The organism is Candidatus Polarisedimenticolia bacterium, assembly GCA_035764505.1.
In the GTDB taxonomy this organism is placed as follows: domain Bacteria; phylum Acidobacteriota; class Polarisedimenticolia; order Gp22-AA2; family AA152; genus AA152.
On sequence record DASTZC010000276.1, the window covers coordinates 22,519 to 37,119 of the forward strand.

Genomic DNA, 14,601 nt, shown 5'->3' on the forward strand with positions numbered 1-14,601 from the left:
AGAGGCCTGATTTGAATATAGGGGCGCGGCCAGCCGGAAGCAATGTTAGGGCGCCGGCGCCCCGTCGCCGCGGGCCAAAAACTCCTTGAATTCAGGGGTCAGGGTGGTAAGATGACGCCGCCGTGGACGACTCGGCGAAGCTGGCGGAGCCTGCGCAAGGCGATGCGCCGGCGGGCGGCGCGGGAACTGAGAGGAACTTGGGAGGCGGCAGGATGGCCGGAGACGCAGAGAGGACTCTGGAAGCTTTGGGTTGGAAGCTGCCCGAGGTAGGCAAGCCGCTGGGCTCCTATGTCAATTCGGTCCGCACCGGGAATCTGCTGTTCCTGTCGGGGAAATTCCCCAAGGAGAACGGCAAGCTGAAATACGTCGGCAAGGTGGGACGCGAGATTACCGAAGAGCAGGCGCAGGACGCGGCGCGGCTGGCGGCCCTCAGCTGCCTGGCGGCGACCAAAGCCGCGGTCGAGGATCTCGATCGGGTGCGCCGGGTGGTGAAGCTGACCGGCTACGTCGCCTCGGCACCGGGGTTCTACGATTCCGCCAAAGTCCTGGACGGAGCCTCCGACGTGCTGACGCGGATCTTCGGCGAGCGCGGCAAGCACACGCGCCTGGCGGTCGGGGTTTCGGAGCTTCCTCTCAATGCCTGCGTGGAGCTGGAGCTGGTCCTGGAAGTGGAATAGGCGCCGGCACTCCGAAGAGAGCTGTCGAGGCGCGGGATTGGGGCGAAGGCCCGGTCCCGCGCCTTTTCATTTCGGCGCCGCTCCCGGCGCCGTCGTCGGGCCTGCCGTTGCGGCGCGTGCAGAAACGCTATAATCGAGACCGGGTCTGCGATGGATGCTCTCACGCCCCCCCGCCGATTCCGGAAAAAGGCGAGCCGATGCGTATCAGCGAGCTGGCGAACCTGCCGACGCGCTTCGGAAAGTTCCGGGTCCGTGCGGTGAGCGCGGGGCCGGGAGACCGCGAGCACCTCGTGGTGCTGCGCGGGCGGGTGGCGGGCAAGCGCCGGGTCCCTCTGCGCGTCCATTCGGAGTGCCTGACCGGCGACGTCATGGGCTCTTTGCGCTGCGATTGCCGCTCCCAGCTGGAGAAGTCTCTCCGTATGCTGGCGCGCCGGCCGGAAGGGGTCCTGCTGTACCTTCGCCAGGAAGGTCGCGGCATCGGGCTGATGAACAAGATCCGCGCCTATGCGCTGCAGGAGCGAGGCTATGACACCGTGGAGGCCAACCGCCGTCTCGGCTTCCGGGATGATCTGCGCGAATACTCCGCGGCGGTGCGCATCCTGAAGCGCCTCAAGGTTCGATCGGTGGCGCTCATCACCAACAACCCGGGCAAGATCGAGGCGCTTGAGCGCGGCGGCATCCCGGTGGACCGCCGCATTCCCCTCGTCGTCCCGGCCAACCGGCACAATGCAGGATATCTGATGACCAAGCGCGACCGGCTAGGCCACCTGAGCGCGTCTCCCGCGCCGGCAGCGCGCCGGAGGAAACCTTGAAGCGGGCGCAGCGGGGCCGCATCCTGGATCGCGCCAAGATGGAGCGCGGCATCCGGCTCTTCCTCGAAGGGCTGGGCCCGGTATTGCCGGAGCGCCTCCTGCGGCAGACTCCCGTCCTGGTCGCGCGCGCCTACAGCGAGGAGCTGCTCTCGGGATACCGGGAAGGGGAGAAGCCATTGCTGAGGCCGCTGCGGGAGCCGGCGCCCGACGCGCTGGTGGTGGTCCGAGGGATACGCTTCGTCTCGGTATGTCGGCACCACCTGCTTCCGTTTCACGGCGTCGCCTCGGTTGCCTACTGGCCAACGCAGCGTCTGGCCGGCTTCTCCTCCATGGCCCGGCTCGTCGAAGCGATGGCCCGCCGGCTGCAAATCCAGGAAGAGCTTTCGGAGGAGATTCTGGATCGCCTGGAAGATTCGCTCTCCCCGAAGGGCTCGGCCTGCCTGATCGAAGCCACTCATGAATGCATGACCTGCCGTGGCGCGAAGCAGCCCGGCAGCCGGGTGACCACCCTGCGGGTGCGCGGCATCTTCGAGCGGGGAGCCGCCCGCCGCGAGGTTGCGGCGATGCTGCGGGTGCCGCAGAGCGGTGGTGCGGAATGAGCGGCGCGGGAAGGGAGTGCATTCGCCTGATCAGCTTCGACGTGGGCGGGACGCTCATCCACCCCGATCCTCCCGTCGGCGCTGTTTATGCGGAGGTGCTTACCCGCCGCGGCCTCCCTTGCCGGGAGGCGGAGGTCGAGCGCGCCTTCGAAGAGTCGTGGGAGGCGGCCTCCGGCGGCGTCGCGGAGGCGGAAGAGAGGTACAGCCGCGCGCCGCACGGCGAGCGGGGCTACTGGCGCGACCTGCTTTCAGACACCGTGCGGCGGTTGGGGGGCTCGCTGGTCCCACCCGGAGCGGCGGACGAGCTCTTCGAGCGGTTTGCGCACGCCGAGTGCTGGAAGGTCTATCCTGAAGTGTTCGATACGCTCGCCGCCCTAAAGCGGCGCGGCCTGGAAATGGCGGTGGTTTCCAACTGGGACAGCAGGCTTCCGGCGCTGCTGCGGGAGCTGGGCCTGAGGCGCCACTTCGGGCCGCTGATTGTCTCCGCCATCGAAGGGGCCGAGAAGCCCGATGCGCGTCTCTTTCGCCTGGCGGCCGACCGCGCCGGCGTGCGTCCCGCCGAGGTGCTGCACGTCGGGGACCGGCTGCGGGAGGACGTGCAGGGCGCGTTCGGCGCCGGGTTCGCCGGATTGGCTATCGATCGATCCGCCGCGGGCGGGGAGGCACTCGACAAGGTGCTCGACTGGCTGGATGCGCCTTTTCCGGCAATCCGTGAGGTGCCCCCATGATTCTGAGCAAGCGCTTCCGTTTCGAGGCGGCGCACCGGCTGCCGCGCTATGAAGGACCCTGTTTTGATCTCCACGGCCACAGCTATGAGCTGCACGTGACGCTGGAGATGCCGGTGGATCCGGAGTCGGGGATGACCCTCGACTTCTTCCACCTGGAGGACGTGGTCCGCGAACGGGTCCTTTCCCGGCTCGATCACAAGAACATCAACGACACGCTCGACAACCCGACCGCCGAGAACATCGCCATCTGGATCTGGAACGAGCTGAAGCCCGTCTTTCCGGCGATGATCGAGATCAAGCTGCACGAGACCCAGGACAGCTCCGTGACCTATCGAGGAGAGTAGGAAGGATGGAAGAAGCATGAAGGACCGCGACCAGCTGCTCGTAGAGATCCGCCGCTATCCCCACGCGAGCTGGGGGACCGTGCCGCGCCGCGACGGGACCTGGGAGTGCTTCTTCGAGATCGCCGGGCCGCGCGGGACCCAGAGGCTGCATGCCTTCGGCAAGGACGAGATCGAGGCGCTCGAGAAGCTGCTGGAGATCCTGCGGCGCGAGCGCATCACGAAGGAGGAAGGGAGCGGCGGATGAGCTTTCCCCTGGTCGACGGATACGGCCGCGTCCACCGCAGTCTGCGCCTGTCGGTCACCGATCGCTGCAATTTCAGGTGCCCGTACTGCATGCCGGAGGAGAAGGTCGTCTTCCTGCCGCGGGGCGAGCTGCTCAGCTATGAGGAGTTCGAGACGCTGGTGCGCGTGGGACGGCGCCTGGGAATTCGGGAAGTGCGCATCACCGGCGGGGAGCCCCTGGTGCGCCGCGACGTTCCCGCGCTGGTGAGCAGGCTCGCGGCAATCGAGGGGATTGAGGATTTGAGCCTGACGACCAACGCTTTCCACCTCGAGGAGCTGGCCGTCCCGCTGAAGGAAGCGGGGCTGCGGCGGATCAACGTCAGTCTCGACACGCTCCGCGCCGAGCGGTTCCGCCTGCTGTCGGGGGCGGACGGTCTGCCGCGCGTGCTGCGCGGCATCGCGGCGGCGCGGGAAGCGGGATTGGCGCCGATTAAGGTGAACGCGGTGCTGCTGCGCGGCGTCAACGAGGACGAGGCCTTGGACCTGGTTGCCTGGGCGCTCGCCGAAGGCGTTTCCTTCCGCTTTATCGAGCTGATGCCGATCGGCGGCGGGCCGATGCGCGGCGCCGAGCATCTGGTGCCGGGGGCCGAGGTGAAGCGGCGCCTGGATGAGGTTTACCGGCTGGTTCCCCTGCGGGACGGCGATGACTCTTCTCCCGCCCGCACTTACCGGATCGTGGAAGGGGGAGGCGAAGTCGGTTTCATCAATCCCGTCACCGAGCCTTTCTGCATGCGCTGCGACCGGGTCCGCATCACCGCCGAAGGAAAGATCCGGAATTGCCTGTTCGATCGCGGCGAGCTGGATCTGCGCGGGCCGCTGCGGGCCGGAGCCTCTCCGGAGGAGCTGGAGTCGATCTGGTGCGAAGCCGTGCGCCGCAAAGGGCCCGGAGGCTGCCTCGATCTGAGCGCCGAGTCGGAGCCGGGGGGCTCTCGCCGCATGTGGCAGATCGGGGGCTAGCAGGAGCGCATGCTCTTCTCCTGGCTCGCCGCGGCGCTGGCTGTGGGAGGTCTCGCCTCCCTGCTCATCGTCGAGCCCGCCGATTTCGGCCGTGCCTTCCATCGATTCACCGGCTTTCTGGCGCTTCTCCTTCTCGCCGCCGGTCTCGCGGGCGGCGCCCTCGGCGGCACGTTGGGCTGGCTCGCGCTGGCCACCTGCCTGGTCTGGCTCTGTATGGTGCAGTGGGGCCCGCTGCGCTGGGTTCGTCCCGGTCTGTGGCTTCCCCTGGCCGCCGCCGTTACCGCGCTGCTCAACGGTCCGGAGTTTCCGCCGCAACGACCTCTCCTCGACCTGACCGACTGGGCGCCGGCCGCGAACAGTCTGGCGGCCGCGCTGCTTCTCGGAGCGGTCTCGGTGGCGCTGCTGCTTGGCCACTGGTATCTGGTCCTGCCGGGGCTCGCTTTGCGGCATCTCCGGAGAATGACCCTCTGCCTGGCGCTCGCCCTGGGGTTGCGGCTCCTATTGGGCGCGCTGGTCCTCTCGAGCGCGGAGCCGGCCGGGAAGCTGTCGGGTGTGACCACCGCCTGGGGAGTGGCGGCGGGAGCGGCGGGGTTTTTCTTCTGGCAGCGCGTCGGGATCGGCCTGCTGGCCCCGGGGATTCTCACGGCGCTGGTGGACCGTACGGTGCGCATCGGCTCGACGCAGTCGGCCACGGGGCTGCTGTACGTGACCAGCATCTTCGTCCTGATGGGCGAGATGATCGCACGCTATCTCTTCCTGACGCTGGGGATTCCTGGATGAGCCGCACTCCGGAAGCGGCGGAATGACGGTCCAGTTCCTCTGCCCGGAATGCGAGCAGGAGAACCGCAGTCCGCTGCCGCTGCCAGGAAAGTCCTGGTGCTGCGCCCGCTGCGGCCGCGAGTTCCCCGGACACGCCTCCCCGGAGCTGGCGGAAGGGAAGCCGCTGAGCCGCTGTGTCATATGCGCAGGGGAGCGCTTCTACCGGCAGAGGGATTTCAACCAGCGGATCGGCTGTGTCATCGCCGGCGTGGGTGCGGCGCTCAGTCCTTTCACCTACGGGTTGAGCCTGCTGGTCTGCCTGGCCATCGACTTCGTCCTTTACTTCCTTCTCAAGGAAGCAACGCTCTGCTATCGTTGCGGCGCCGTTTACCGTGGTACCCCAAGGAATCCGGACCTCGGCCCCTTCGATCTGCACGTCGCCGACGTGGAGATGCAGGAGAGCCGGTATCTCAGGAAGGACATTCCGTGAGCGACTCCCCATCCGGCGGACCCGCCGCCGGCGGAGAAGCGCGCAGCGACGCGAGCGTAGTCACCCAGTTCTTCGTCCTCCCGCTCCTGGTGGTCGCGGGTCTGGTTGGCATCTTTCTCCTTTTCACGATGGCCACTCGCTCCAAGCCGACCAAGGAGGAGCATCTCAAGACCCTGCAGAGCGGGCGATTCAACCAGCGCTGGCAGGCTGCCTTCGAGCTCTCCAACCTTCTGAAGGAGAAGAGGGGAAAGGTCGACGCCGAGTTCGGAGGAGAGCTCCTCCGGGTCTTCGAAGCCTCCCTGGCGAATCCGGACGATGACCCCAGGGTGCAGCGCTATCTGGCGCTGGCACTTGGGGATGCCGGCTGGCTCGGAGCCGCCCCGTCTCTGGTCAAGGCGGCGACCTCAGCGGAGGACCATGAGACCCGGCTATATGCACTGTGGAGCCTTGGGCAGCTGCAGGCCCCGGAAGCTGCCGGGGTCCTGGTCGCAGCGCTTTCCGACAAGGACTCGGCAGTACGCTCCGTTTCGGCCTTCGGTCTGGGCCGTCTGGCGGCGCCGGAGGCGTTGGAGGAGGTCAGAGGGCTGCTGGAAGATCCGGTGGCGGAGGTCCGCTGGAATGCCGCGTTGGCGCTGGCGAGGAACGGCGACCCGATGGGAGAACCGATACTAATTCAGATGTTGGATCGAAAATACCTGAGCGAATTTTCCACACTCGATGCCGAAGAGCAAAGGAACCTCATATTGAATGCGCTGCGCGGATTGAAGCAGCTGAAAACACTTGATTTGGAAGAAAAACTGCAGCGTCTGGCAACGCAGGATCCAGATCCAGCCGTCCGCAAAGCGGCGTCGAGCTGGACCGAAGTCCCCTCCGGGACCTGATCGCTCCTAAGCTCGACAATTCGTTGTATTTTATTGAGTTGTCAACGCTTTAATTCCTTGACACCCCTTTGTGCGTGCGGCTAGAATAACCCCTCGAAGGAAGTAGTACCACTGCCTTCCAAAGCCTCCGACTTCGGTCGGAGGAGTAAAAGCCGGATCCTTAGAAAAGAGTCCCGGTCGCAGCGAAGAGACGGACCGCAAGTTCAAGGCGGTCGATCAGGGGGCCCCCACCTGACGACACGAGTTTCCCGGGGCCTTGATCGTTCCTGCGGAGTCCCACGGTGAGCCTGCACCCCGAATACTCGCAGAAGCTCCTGGATCATTACCGCAGCCCCCGGAACGTCGGAGAGATCGAAGGGGCGGATGCCATCGTGACCGTCGGCAATCCCGGCCATGGCGATGTCCTCAAATTGAGCCTCCGGATCGATGGGGGAAAGGTTGCCGAGGCGAGATTCAAGAGCTTCGGCTGCGCCGTGGCCATCGCGGCGGGCTCCGTGACCACCGAGATCGTCCAGGGAATGCGTCTCGAGGATCTTACGGGCGTCACCAACTCGCAGGTGGCCGAGGCACTTGGGGGTGTCCCGGAAGGAAAGATGGAGTGCTCGGTGCTTGCCGAGCGCGCCATCCGGGAGGCGGTTGCAATGGTCCGGGGTCGTCCTGAGGAGGGCGCCGGGCCTTAAGGTTTTCAGACTATCGGGGCCCCGCCGGCGGTCCGGCGGAAGAGGTCCACGCGAGCCTAGGCATCCTCCCTGTATCGCTGAAGAAACAGCGCCGGGAGAGGATTGGGAGGAACCCGAAGGTGGCAACAGTGCGCCAGATCGAACAGACTTTCGACGAGGTTACTCCGGGATACGAGCAGATTTTCCCGCGCGTCTCGCTTCGTTACCGGGAAATCCATGAGGTGATGCTCTATTTCCTCACTTCGTTGGGCAGGGATTTCATCGACATCGTCGAGCTGGGAGTGGGCGGAGGCGAGCTTACCACCGAGGTGCTGAAGCGCTTTCCCGAAGCCGGGGTCGAGGCGATCGACCTGTCGCCGAAGATGCTGGAGGTGGCGGGGCAGAAGCTGCTCCCCTACAAGGATCGGGTGAACCTGATCCACTCCGATTTCGGCACCTACGAGTTCATGCGGGAATACGATCTCGCCATCTCCTCGATGGCGATGCACCACCTGCCGGACAAGGACAAGCTCAAGCTGATGAAGAGCATTCATCGCTCCCTGAAGGAGGAGGGCGTGTTCCTGTTCGGCGATCTGATCCAGTCGCCGTCTTCTTACCTCGACAAGAAGTTCTTCCGCATCTGGAAGAACTACCTCCGCTTCAACGGGCTGTCGAAGGACGAGATCGATTCCAAGGTCAAGATCCAGCTCAACAACGATCTGCCGGCGACCCTTCCGGAGCTGCTGCACTGGATGAAGGAAGCAGGCTTCCGTGACGTCGACTGCCTGTGGAAGTACTTCAACCACGCGGTGGTGGTGGGGATCAAGTAGTTGCTCGTCCAGCGGCCCCGCTCCCTCACCCTTGGCGAGCGGGTCTATCTGCCCGGAATCCTCAAGGGGATGTGGCTGACCTTCCGGCACATGTTCCGCAAGAAGGTCACCATGCAGTACCCCGAGGAGAAGTGGAAGGTCCCCGAGTATTACCGGGGAGTCCCCGCCCTGGTCTCCGATCAGAATGGCCGCACCAAGTGCGTCGCGTGCTACCTCTGCCAGTGGGTATGCCCGCCCAGGGCCATCACCATCCAGGCCCAGGAGCTCCCTTCGAGCAACGTGGAAAAGGGGCCGCGCGAGTTCGAAATCAACATGCTGCGCTGCATCATGTGCGGGTACTGCGAGGAGGTCTGTCCGGAAGAAGCGATCTTCATGAGCAAGGAATATGAATTGACGGGACGCAGCCGCCAGGAGCTGATCTTCGGCAAGGAAAAGCTCCTCAAGATTGGCGGCAAGCGGCCCGATCCGGTGCAGAAATGGGCTCACAAGTAAGCGGCGGGGCGGGCGCCGCAGGCGCCTCGGCCGATCCCTACGGACCGGGAGCCGCGGACGACTCTCTGCAGCAGACTCTCTTCACCACCCGACTGAACGATCTCGTCTCCTGGTCGCGCAAGAACTCCCTGTGGCCGATGCCGATGGGACTGGCCTGCTGCGCCATCGAGATGATGGCGGTCGTCGGTCCCCGCTTCGACCTGGCCCGCTTCGGGGCCGAGGCGCTCCGCTTCTCCCCCCGGCAGGCTGATCTGATGATCGTCGCCGGCACCGTGTCGAAGAAGATGGCCCCGGCGGTCAAGAAAGTCTTTGACCAGATGCCGGAGCCGAAATGGGTGATCGCCATGGGGGCCTGCGCCTCATCGGGCGGCATGTTCCACTCCTACAGCACCGTTCAGGGGGTGGACGAGATCATCCCGGTGGACATCTACATTCCCGGCTGTCCGCCGCGCCCCGAAGCCCTGATCGCGGGCATCCTGGAAATCCAGAAGAAGATTACCGCCGAGAAGCCATGAGCTCCTCCCCACCACTTCCCCTCGCCGGAGAAGAGGTCGATCTCCGCCTCCTGGAAGTCCTTCACGACCGCATCCTGCATCAGGGCCCCATTTCATTCGCCGAATTCATGGAGCTCGCCCTGTACCACCCCGAGCTCGGGTACTACGCCCGGCCCGAGGACCCGGTAGGTGCCGAGCCGGGCAGGGATTTCTACACCGCCCCCACGTGCCACCCGGCCTTCGGCGCCTTGGTGGGAAGGCAGGTGGCCGAATGTCTCCAGCGCGTCGGAGGATCCCGGCGCCAATGGGTGGAGTTCGGTCCCGGCTCGGGCGCCATGGCAGCAGCCATCCTGGCGGAGCTGCGTTCCTTGGGCCTGGGAGAGGCCGCGGGGATTGAAGCGGTTCTGGTGGAGGCCAATCCTCATCGCCGCGCCTGGCAGAGGCGGCTGCTCGAATCCTCCGGACCGCTCGACGGAGTTATCTGGATGACCCCGTCGGAGTGGGAGCGCGAAAGCCCCAGGATGCGCGGATGCCTCCTGGCCAACGAGCTGCTCGACGCTTTGCCGGTGCACCGCTATCGCTGCGAGGCAGGAGAGATCCGCGAGCTGAAAGTCGGATGGGATGACGGACCGGTGGAAGTCTCGAGCTCCACGAATCTCCCGCCAGGCCCTTTCGAAGGGCCTCCCAGCCCTTCCGAGGGACAGGAATGGGAAGTCGGGACGGCAATCAGGCGCTGGCTGGAGATCTCGGCCAGCCGGCTGGAGCGCGGCTACCTCCTGCTGCTGGATTACGGGCACCTCTCTCCCGAGATCTATTCGCCCCGCCGCCGGCGCGGCACGCTGATGGCCTACCATCGTCACCGGGTCTCGGAAGACTACCTGGCCCGCGTCGGCCGGCAGGATCTGACGGCCCATGTGAATTTCTCCTCCGTCCTCGAGGCCGCCGCGCGCTGCGGACTGTCGGCCCGCGGACCGATCCCGCAGGGGCGCTTCCTGATGGCGCTGGGAGCGATGGAATTCCTCTCCGGCGGGCAATCCTGGAACGGCCTGGAGGAGTTTCGGTCGCGCAAGACGCTGCAGGAGCTCATCCTCCCCGGGGGAATGGGGGAGAGCCACCAGGTCCTGGTCCTGGCGACACCGGCGTGCGACCTGGACTTGCAGGGGCTGCGCCCGCCCGGGCGCTGGCCTCTTCCCTGCGGCACGGCGACCTAGTCAAGTACATCGGGGGAAGGATCGTGGAACGGGAAGTCCTGGAAGTCGATGTTCTCTTCGTGGGCGGCGGGCCGGCCTGCCTGGCCGGCGCCTATCGGCTGGCCCAGCTGGTGAAAAACCACAACGAAATCGCTGCTTCCGGCGGCGAGAAGCGGCTGGAGCCGAGCATCGCCCTGATTGAGAAGGGACCCGACATCGGCTCGCACGCCTTTTCCGGGGCCGTTCTGGATCCGGCGGCGCTGGCGGAGCTGATTCCCGACTATCGGGAGAAAGGCGCTCCGGTGCAGCCGGTCCTCAAGGACGAGGTCTCGCTACTGTCCCGCTCGCGGCGCTTCAGGCTCCCGATCATCCCGCCGCCGCTGCAGAATCATGGCAATTACATCATCTCCCTTGGACAACTGGCGAAGTGGCTGGCGGCGCAGCTCGAGGAGATGGGCGGGGTCGATCTCCTCCCCGGCTTCGGCGGCCGGGAAGTTCTCTACGAGGGCAATCGGATTGTGGGCGTGCGCACCGGCGACAAAGGAATCGACAAACACGGGGCGCACAAGGTGAATTTCGAGCCGGGGATCGATATCCGCGCCAAGGTGACGATATTCGGAGAAGGTCCCCGGGGGACGCTGGTCAAGGCCATGACGGCCAAGCTGGGGCTGGAAGAAGGAAGGAGCCCGCAGGTCTATTCGACCGGTGTCAAGGAGCTCTGGTCGATCCCGGCGGGGCGAGGCATTCACGGGCTGGTCTCCCACACCATGGGCTTTCCCCTGGACAATTCGACCTTCGGCGGCGGGTTCCTCTACGGGCTGTCGGAGGATCGCTTGGCGGTCGGCCTGGTCGTCGGACTCGACTACCGCAATCCGACGCTCGACCTGCACCACGAGTTCCAGCGCTTCAAGCAGCACCCCTACCTCGCGGCGCTCCTCGAGGGAGGCAAGGTCGTTTCCTACGGGGCGAAGGCGATTCCGGAAGGAGGCTACTACGCGGTGCCGAAGCTGGCGCTGGACGGAGGCCTGATCGTCGGCGATTCCGGAGGATTGCTGAACGCGATGCGCCTGAAGGGAATCCATCTCGCGATGAAATCGGGGATGCTCGCCGCCGAGACGGTGTTCGAGGTGCTGCGCCGGGGAGGGGAGGGCGCGGCGGCGGAGCTGCAATCCTACGAGAAGCGCCTGGGCGACAGCATGGTGATGAGCGAGCTGTACCGGGTCCGCAACTTCCACCAGGGCTTCGAGCACGGTTTGTGGGCCGGGCTGCTCAATTCCGGCCTGCAGATGATCACCGGCGGGCGCGGGCTGCGCGAGCAGCGCAGGTTCCCCGGAGGCCACGAGCGCATGCGCAAACTCCGGGATTATTTCGCGGGGGAAGTCCCGGCGCTCGAGGAGACGCGGGTCCGCTTCGACGGGGTGACCACCTTCGACAAGCTCACCGACGTCTATTACTCGGGCACCAAGCACGAGGAGGATCAGCCGCCGCACCTGCTGGTGGCCGACACCGATCTCTGCCGGACCCGCTGCGCGCAGGAGTACGGAAACCCTTGCCAGCACTTCTGCCCTGCCAAGGTCTACGAGATGGTGGACGCCGGGGACGGCCACGGCAAGCGCCTGCAGATCAACGCCTCCAACTGCGTCCACTGCAAGACCTGCGACATCATGGATCCCTACCAGGTGATAACCTGGGTGCCGCCCGAGGGGGGCGGCGGTCCGCGATACCAGGATCTCTGAGCCGCCCCATCCCCATTTCCCCGATCGCTCCATGGAGGCCGGCATGGCCCGCCTGCAAGGGAAGACCGCCCTCGTCACCGGAGCCGGCACGGGCATTGGACGCGCCGCAGCGTTGCTGTTCGCCCGGGAAGGCGCACGTGTCGGATTGGTGGGACGCCGTCGCGCCCCTCTCGAAGAGACCGCCCGGACCATCCGTCGCGAGGGGGGGAGTGCCGTCGCGATCGCCGCCGACCTGGCACGCGCCGAAGGAGCCCGGGGGGCCGTGCGGGAAATCATCCGCGCCTTCGGCGCGCCCGCCGTCCTGCTCAACAATCACGGCATTTTTCTCCCCGGCTCGGTCGAGAAGACCTCTGAGCGCGCCTGGGATCGCATCCTCGACGTGGATCTGAAGTCGGTCTATCTCCTGTGCCGCGCCGCTCTGCCGAAGATGAAGCGGCACGGCGGGTCGATCATCAATACCGCCTCGACCCTGGGGATCGTGGCAATGCAGGATGCGGCGGCCTATTGCGCGGCCAAGGGGGGACTGGTGCAGCTGACGCGGGCCATGGCGCTGGATTGCGCCCCTGACGGCATCCGGGTCAACGCCATCTGTCCGGGAGTTGTCGACACCCCGATGTTTCGGTCCCGAAGAGACCGATCGGGGAGGCCGCTCGCACGCCGCCGGTTCGACGCGCTCCACCCGCTGGGGAGGATGGGCACGCCCGAGGACGTGGCCTACCTGGCTCTCTACCTCGCCTCCGACGAGTCCTCCTGGATGACCGGCAGCGTTCTCACTCTGGACGGCGGTCTCACCGCTTTCTGATCCCTTCCGGCTTGATCACCCGCCGAGGTGAGGTTAACCTACGGAGGCGATTCCCACCATATTGAGGTTCGCCTGCGGTCCGTCCGCCGAAATTCATTAGCGAGGAGAAGCATGCATCGACCGAATCGAGTCTGGCTCGTGATCCCTCTTTCCCTTGCGCCGCTGGGCTTTGCGCAAGGCTGGGCCAGACCGGCTTCGGCCTCTTCCCCTCCGCAGGCGGCCACGACGCTGGCGCGCGTCAATGGGGTCGACATTCCCACGAACCGGCTCGAGCAGCGGGTGCGGATGACTTTGAACCGCATGTCGCGCAATCCCTCCGAGCTGTCGCCGGAGGAGCTGCAGGCGCTCCGCTCGCAGATGCTCGACATGCTGGTCCAGGAGGAGGTCCTGCGCCAGGCGAGCGTCCAGGCCGGGATCAAGATCGGCGATCCCGAAGTCGAAAAACGGCTGGCGACGATGGAGGCCAGCTTTTCGACTCCTGAGGGTTATGCCCGTAGTCTGGAAGAGCAGGGGCTCAGCGCCGCCGAAGTGCGCGAGCAGATTCGCCAGAACCTGGCAATCGAGGCGCTCATCAAGTCCAAGGTGACCGACCAGGTAGCGGTTTCGAAGGAAGAGGTCGCGCAGTATTTCTCGGCGAACCGCGAGAAGCTGCGGCGCGCCGAGTCGGCGCACGTGCAGGAAATCTACGTCCCGCTTCGCGGCAGCGTCCAGCAAAAAACCCAAACGCGCCAGGCGATGGAAGGAGTGCTGCGCGAGGCGCGCGGCGGCAAGGATTTTTCCCAGCTGGCCCGTGAGTTTTCCCGGGGTGCGAACGCATCTTCGGGAGGAGACATCGGCTGGCTGACGCGCAACGGCCCCAAGCCCTTGCTGGCCGCTGCCGCATTGAAGCTGAAGCCCGGGGAAATCAGCGATATCGTCGAGACCCCGGGTGGGTTGCACTTACTGAAGGTTCTGGAGATTAAGCCGGCCAGCAATGTCTCCCTTGAGGAGGCGCAGGCGCAGATTGAGGCCAAGCTCCGCGAAGACAAAGACCAAGCGGCGCTCGAGCGGTACGTCTCGGACCTGAAAGCCGGGGCCCGAATCGAGATTCTCGCGGCGTCGCCTTGAGCGGCCACGGAGCCGGGCAGCGCATCGCCCGGAGCCGCGACCGGGAGGATTCCATGGCCAAAGGTATCGTCAAATGGTTCAACCGCGTGAAGGGTTACGGGTTCATCCAATCGGAGGATGGCGCGGATATTTTTGTGCATCGAACGGCAATCAAGGCGGGCGGCAAGGCGCCCACGCTCAAGGAAGGCGACCCGGTGAGCTTCGAAGTGGAGAACGGCGAGCGGGGCCCGAAGGCCGTGAACGTCGTGCGGAGCGGCGAGCAGGTGTGAGCGGGGAGGGGGGGACTTCCCGCTTCATCGTCGGCAAGGCGCGCGAGCTTCCGCCCGGCCTGTCGCGCAGTCTCTGGATCGGAGGGCGCCGCGTCGCTCTATTCAACCGCGACGGCGAGCTTTTCGCGATGGATGCCGCCTGCCCCCATATGGGAGCCGACCTCGGCAACGGCAGCGTCTCGGGCGATACCCTCACCTGCGCCTGGCACCACTGGCAGTTCCATCTCAGAACGGGAGACGGCCTGACCCGCCCGTGGGCGCGGCTGAAGCTGCACCGGCTGGTGCGCGAGGGGGAAGATCTGGTGCTGGAGCTGTGCGAGGCCCCGGCGCCGCCGGGAGGCGCCCTGGAAGGCGGCGAGCCCGCCTCGTGAGCGTCCGCCGGGCGGCCGCTCGTCCTCGCTGCTTCCTCAACGTCGCGATGAGCCTGGACGGCAAGATTGCTTCTCCCGGCCGCGAGCTTCCCTCCTTCCCAAGCGCCCGGGACCGGGCCCTG

The 14,601-nt window shown here is 65.9% G+C and carries 20 protein-coding genes; all 20 read left to right on the plus strand.

Going from position 1 to position 14,601, the window contains the following annotated elements:
- Positions 1 to 212: 212 nt before the first annotated feature.
- The 20 genes from VFW45_17850 (at position 213) to VFW45_17945 (ending at position 14,479) form a co-directional block, all read left to right on the plus strand.
- Positions 213 to 677, plus strand: coding sequence for a RidA family protein (locus tag VFW45_17850; protein ID HEU5182655.1), 465 nt, complete (start codon positions 213 to 215; stop codon positions 675 to 677).
- A 197-nt stretch (positions 678 to 874) separates the two neighbouring features.
- A complete protein-coding gene (ribA, locus tag VFW45_17855) occupies positions 875 to 1,489 on the plus strand; it encodes a GTP cyclohydrolase II (GenBank protein HEU5182656.1) in 615 nt (204 codons plus the stop codon).
- Positions 1,486 to 2,088 carry a GTP cyclohydrolase I gene (gene folE / locus VFW45_17860; protein HEU5182657.1) on the plus strand — a complete coding sequence of 201 codons (603 nt, stop codon included), beginning with the start codon at positions 1,486 to 1,488 and terminating at the stop codon, positions 2,086 to 2,088. Before ribA ends, folE begins: the two co-directional genes overlap by 4 nt.
- On the plus strand, positions 2,085 to 2,816 hold the full coding sequence (locus VFW45_17865; GenBank protein HEU5182658.1) for an HAD-IA family hydrolase: 732 nt from the start codon (positions 2,085 to 2,087) through the stop codon (positions 2,814 to 2,816). Before folE ends, VFW45_17865 begins: the two co-directional genes overlap by 4 nt.
- Positions 2,813 to 3,160: a 6-carboxytetrahydropterin synthase QueD gene (gene queD / locus VFW45_17870; protein ID HEU5182659.1), complete on the plus strand. Its 348-nt coding sequence runs from the start codon at positions 2,813 to 2,815 to the stop codon at positions 3,158 to 3,160. The genes VFW45_17865 and queD overlap by 4 nt, the downstream gene beginning before the upstream one ends.
- A gap of 16 nt (positions 3,161 to 3,176) precedes the next feature.
- Positions 3,177 to 3,404, plus strand: a complete 228-nt coding sequence (locus VFW45_17875; GenBank protein ID HEU5182660.1) for a hypothetical protein — start codon at positions 3,177 to 3,179, stop codon at positions 3,402 to 3,404.
- Positions 3,401 to 4,399 (plus strand): GTP 3',8-cyclase MoaA, encoded by a 999-nt coding sequence (gene moaA, locus VFW45_17880; GenBank protein ID HEU5182661.1) that lies wholly within the window; start codon positions 3,401 to 3,403, stop codon positions 4,397 to 4,399. The genes VFW45_17875 and moaA overlap by 4 nt, the downstream gene beginning before the upstream one ends.
- Positions 4,400 to 4,408: 9 nt before the next feature.
- Entirely contained in the window at positions 4,409 to 5,179 is a 771-nt protein-coding gene (locus VFW45_17885) for a hypothetical protein (protein HEU5182662.1), read from the plus strand.
- Positions 5,180 to 5,201: 22 nt separating this feature from the next.
- Positions 5,202 to 5,648: a hypothetical protein gene (locus VFW45_17890; protein HEU5182663.1), complete on the plus strand. Its 447-nt coding sequence runs from the start codon at positions 5,202 to 5,204 to the stop codon at positions 5,646 to 5,648.
- The gene (locus VFW45_17895) at positions 5,645 to 6,529 is read left to right on the plus strand and encodes a HEAT repeat domain-containing protein (GenBank protein ID HEU5182664.1); all 885 of its coding nucleotides are present in this window, start codon (positions 5,645 to 5,647) and stop codon (positions 6,527 to 6,529) included. Before VFW45_17890 ends, VFW45_17895 begins: the two co-directional genes overlap by 4 nt.
- Before the next feature lie 281 nt (positions 6,530 to 6,810).
- On the plus strand, positions 6,811 to 7,209 hold the full coding sequence (locus VFW45_17900; protein ID HEU5182665.1) for an iron-sulfur cluster assembly scaffold protein: 399 nt from the start codon (positions 6,811 to 6,813) through the stop codon (positions 7,207 to 7,209).
- A gap of 128 nt (positions 7,210 to 7,337) precedes the next feature.
- Positions 7,338 to 8,018 carry a methyltransferase domain-containing protein gene (locus tag VFW45_17905; GenBank protein HEU5182666.1) on the plus strand — a complete coding sequence of 227 codons (681 nt, stop codon included), beginning with the start codon at positions 7,338 to 7,340 and terminating at the stop codon, positions 8,016 to 8,018.
- A complete protein-coding gene (nuoI, locus tag VFW45_17910; GenBank protein ID HEU5182667.1) occupies positions 8,019 to 8,510 on the plus strand; it encodes an NADH-quinone oxidoreductase subunit NuoI in 492 nt (163 codons plus the stop codon).
- Positions 8,495 to 9,025 (plus strand): NADH-quinone oxidoreductase subunit B family protein, encoded by a 531-nt coding sequence (locus VFW45_17915; GenBank protein HEU5182668.1) that lies wholly within the window; start codon positions 8,495 to 8,497, stop codon positions 9,023 to 9,025. Before nuoI ends, VFW45_17915 begins: the two co-directional genes overlap by 16 nt.
- On the plus strand, positions 9,022 to 10,215 hold the full coding sequence (locus VFW45_17920) for an SAM-dependent methyltransferase (protein HEU5182669.1): 1,194 nt from the start codon (positions 9,022 to 9,024) through the stop codon (positions 10,213 to 10,215). The genes VFW45_17915 and VFW45_17920 overlap by 4 nt, the downstream gene beginning before the upstream one ends.
- Positions 10,216 to 10,238: 23 nt before the next feature.
- The gene (locus tag VFW45_17925) at positions 10,239 to 11,930 is read left to right on the plus strand and encodes an electron transfer flavoprotein-ubiquinone oxidoreductase (GenBank protein ID HEU5182670.1); all 1,692 of its coding nucleotides are present in this window, start codon (positions 10,239 to 10,241) and stop codon (positions 11,928 to 11,930) included.
- Between the two features lie 43 nt (positions 11,931 to 11,973).
- A complete protein-coding gene (locus VFW45_17930; protein HEU5182671.1) occupies positions 11,974 to 12,732 on the plus strand; it encodes an SDR family NAD(P)-dependent oxidoreductase in 759 nt (252 codons plus the stop codon).
- A 111-nt stretch (positions 12,733 to 12,843) separates the two neighbouring features.
- Positions 12,844 to 13,839, plus strand: a complete 996-nt coding sequence (locus VFW45_17935; GenBank protein ID HEU5182672.1) for a SurA N-terminal domain-containing protein — start codon at positions 12,844 to 12,846, stop codon at positions 13,837 to 13,839.
- A 53-nt stretch (positions 13,840 to 13,892) separates the two neighbouring features.
- Positions 13,893 to 14,108, plus strand: coding sequence for a cold-shock protein (locus tag VFW45_17940; protein ID HEU5182673.1), 216 nt, complete (start codon positions 13,893 to 13,895; stop codon positions 14,106 to 14,108).
- Positions 14,105 to 14,479 carry a Rieske (2Fe-2S) protein gene (locus VFW45_17945; GenBank protein HEU5182674.1) on the plus strand — a complete coding sequence of 125 codons (375 nt, stop codon included), beginning with the start codon at positions 14,105 to 14,107 and terminating at the stop codon, positions 14,477 to 14,479. Before VFW45_17940 ends, VFW45_17945 begins: the two co-directional genes overlap by 4 nt.
- Positions 14,480 to 14,601 lie beyond the last annotated feature (122 nt).

Coding starts and splice junctions, on each gene's coding strand:
- VFW45_17850 (HEU5182655.1), top strand. CDS start 213: ATGGCCGGAGACGCAGAGAGGACTCTGGAAGCTTTGGGTTGGAAGCTG.
- ribA (HEU5182656.1), top strand. CDS start 875: ATGCGTATCAGCGAGCTGGCGAACCTGCCGACGCGCTTCGGAAAGTTC.
- VFW45_17865 (HEU5182658.1), top strand. CDS start 2,085: ATGAGCGGCGCGGGAAGGGAGTGCATTCGCCTGATCAGCTTCGACGTG.
- queD (HEU5182659.1), top strand. CDS start 2,813: ATGATTCTGAGCAAGCGCTTCCGTTTCGAGGCGGCGCACCGGCTGCCG.
- VFW45_17875 (HEU5182660.1), top strand. CDS start 3,177: ATGAAGGACCGCGACCAGCTGCTCGTAGAGATCCGCCGCTATCCCCAC.
- moaA (HEU5182661.1), top strand. CDS start 3,401: ATGAGCTTTCCCCTGGTCGACGGATACGGCCGCGTCCACCGCAGTCTG.
- VFW45_17885 (HEU5182662.1), top strand. CDS start 4,409: ATGCTCTTCTCCTGGCTCGCCGCGGCGCTGGCTGTGGGAGGTCTCGCC.
- VFW45_17890 (HEU5182663.1), top strand. CDS start 5,202: ATGACGGTCCAGTTCCTCTGCCCGGAATGCGAGCAGGAGAACCGCAGT.
- VFW45_17915 (HEU5182668.1), top strand. CDS start 8,495: ATGGGCTCACAAGTAAGCGGCGGGGCGGGCGCCGCAGGCGCCTCGGCC.
- VFW45_17920 (HEU5182669.1), top strand. CDS start 9,022: ATGAGCTCCTCCCCACCACTTCCCCTCGCCGGAGAAGAGGTCGATCTC.
- VFW45_17930 (HEU5182671.1), top strand. CDS start 11,974: ATGGCCCGCCTGCAAGGGAAGACCGCCCTCGTCACCGGAGCCGGCACG.
- VFW45_17935 (HEU5182672.1), top strand. CDS start 12,844: ATGCATCGACCGAATCGAGTCTGGCTCGTGATCCCTCTTTCCCTTGCG.
- VFW45_17940 (HEU5182673.1), top strand. CDS start 13,893: ATGGCCAAAGGTATCGTCAAATGGTTCAACCGCGTGAAGGGTTACGGG.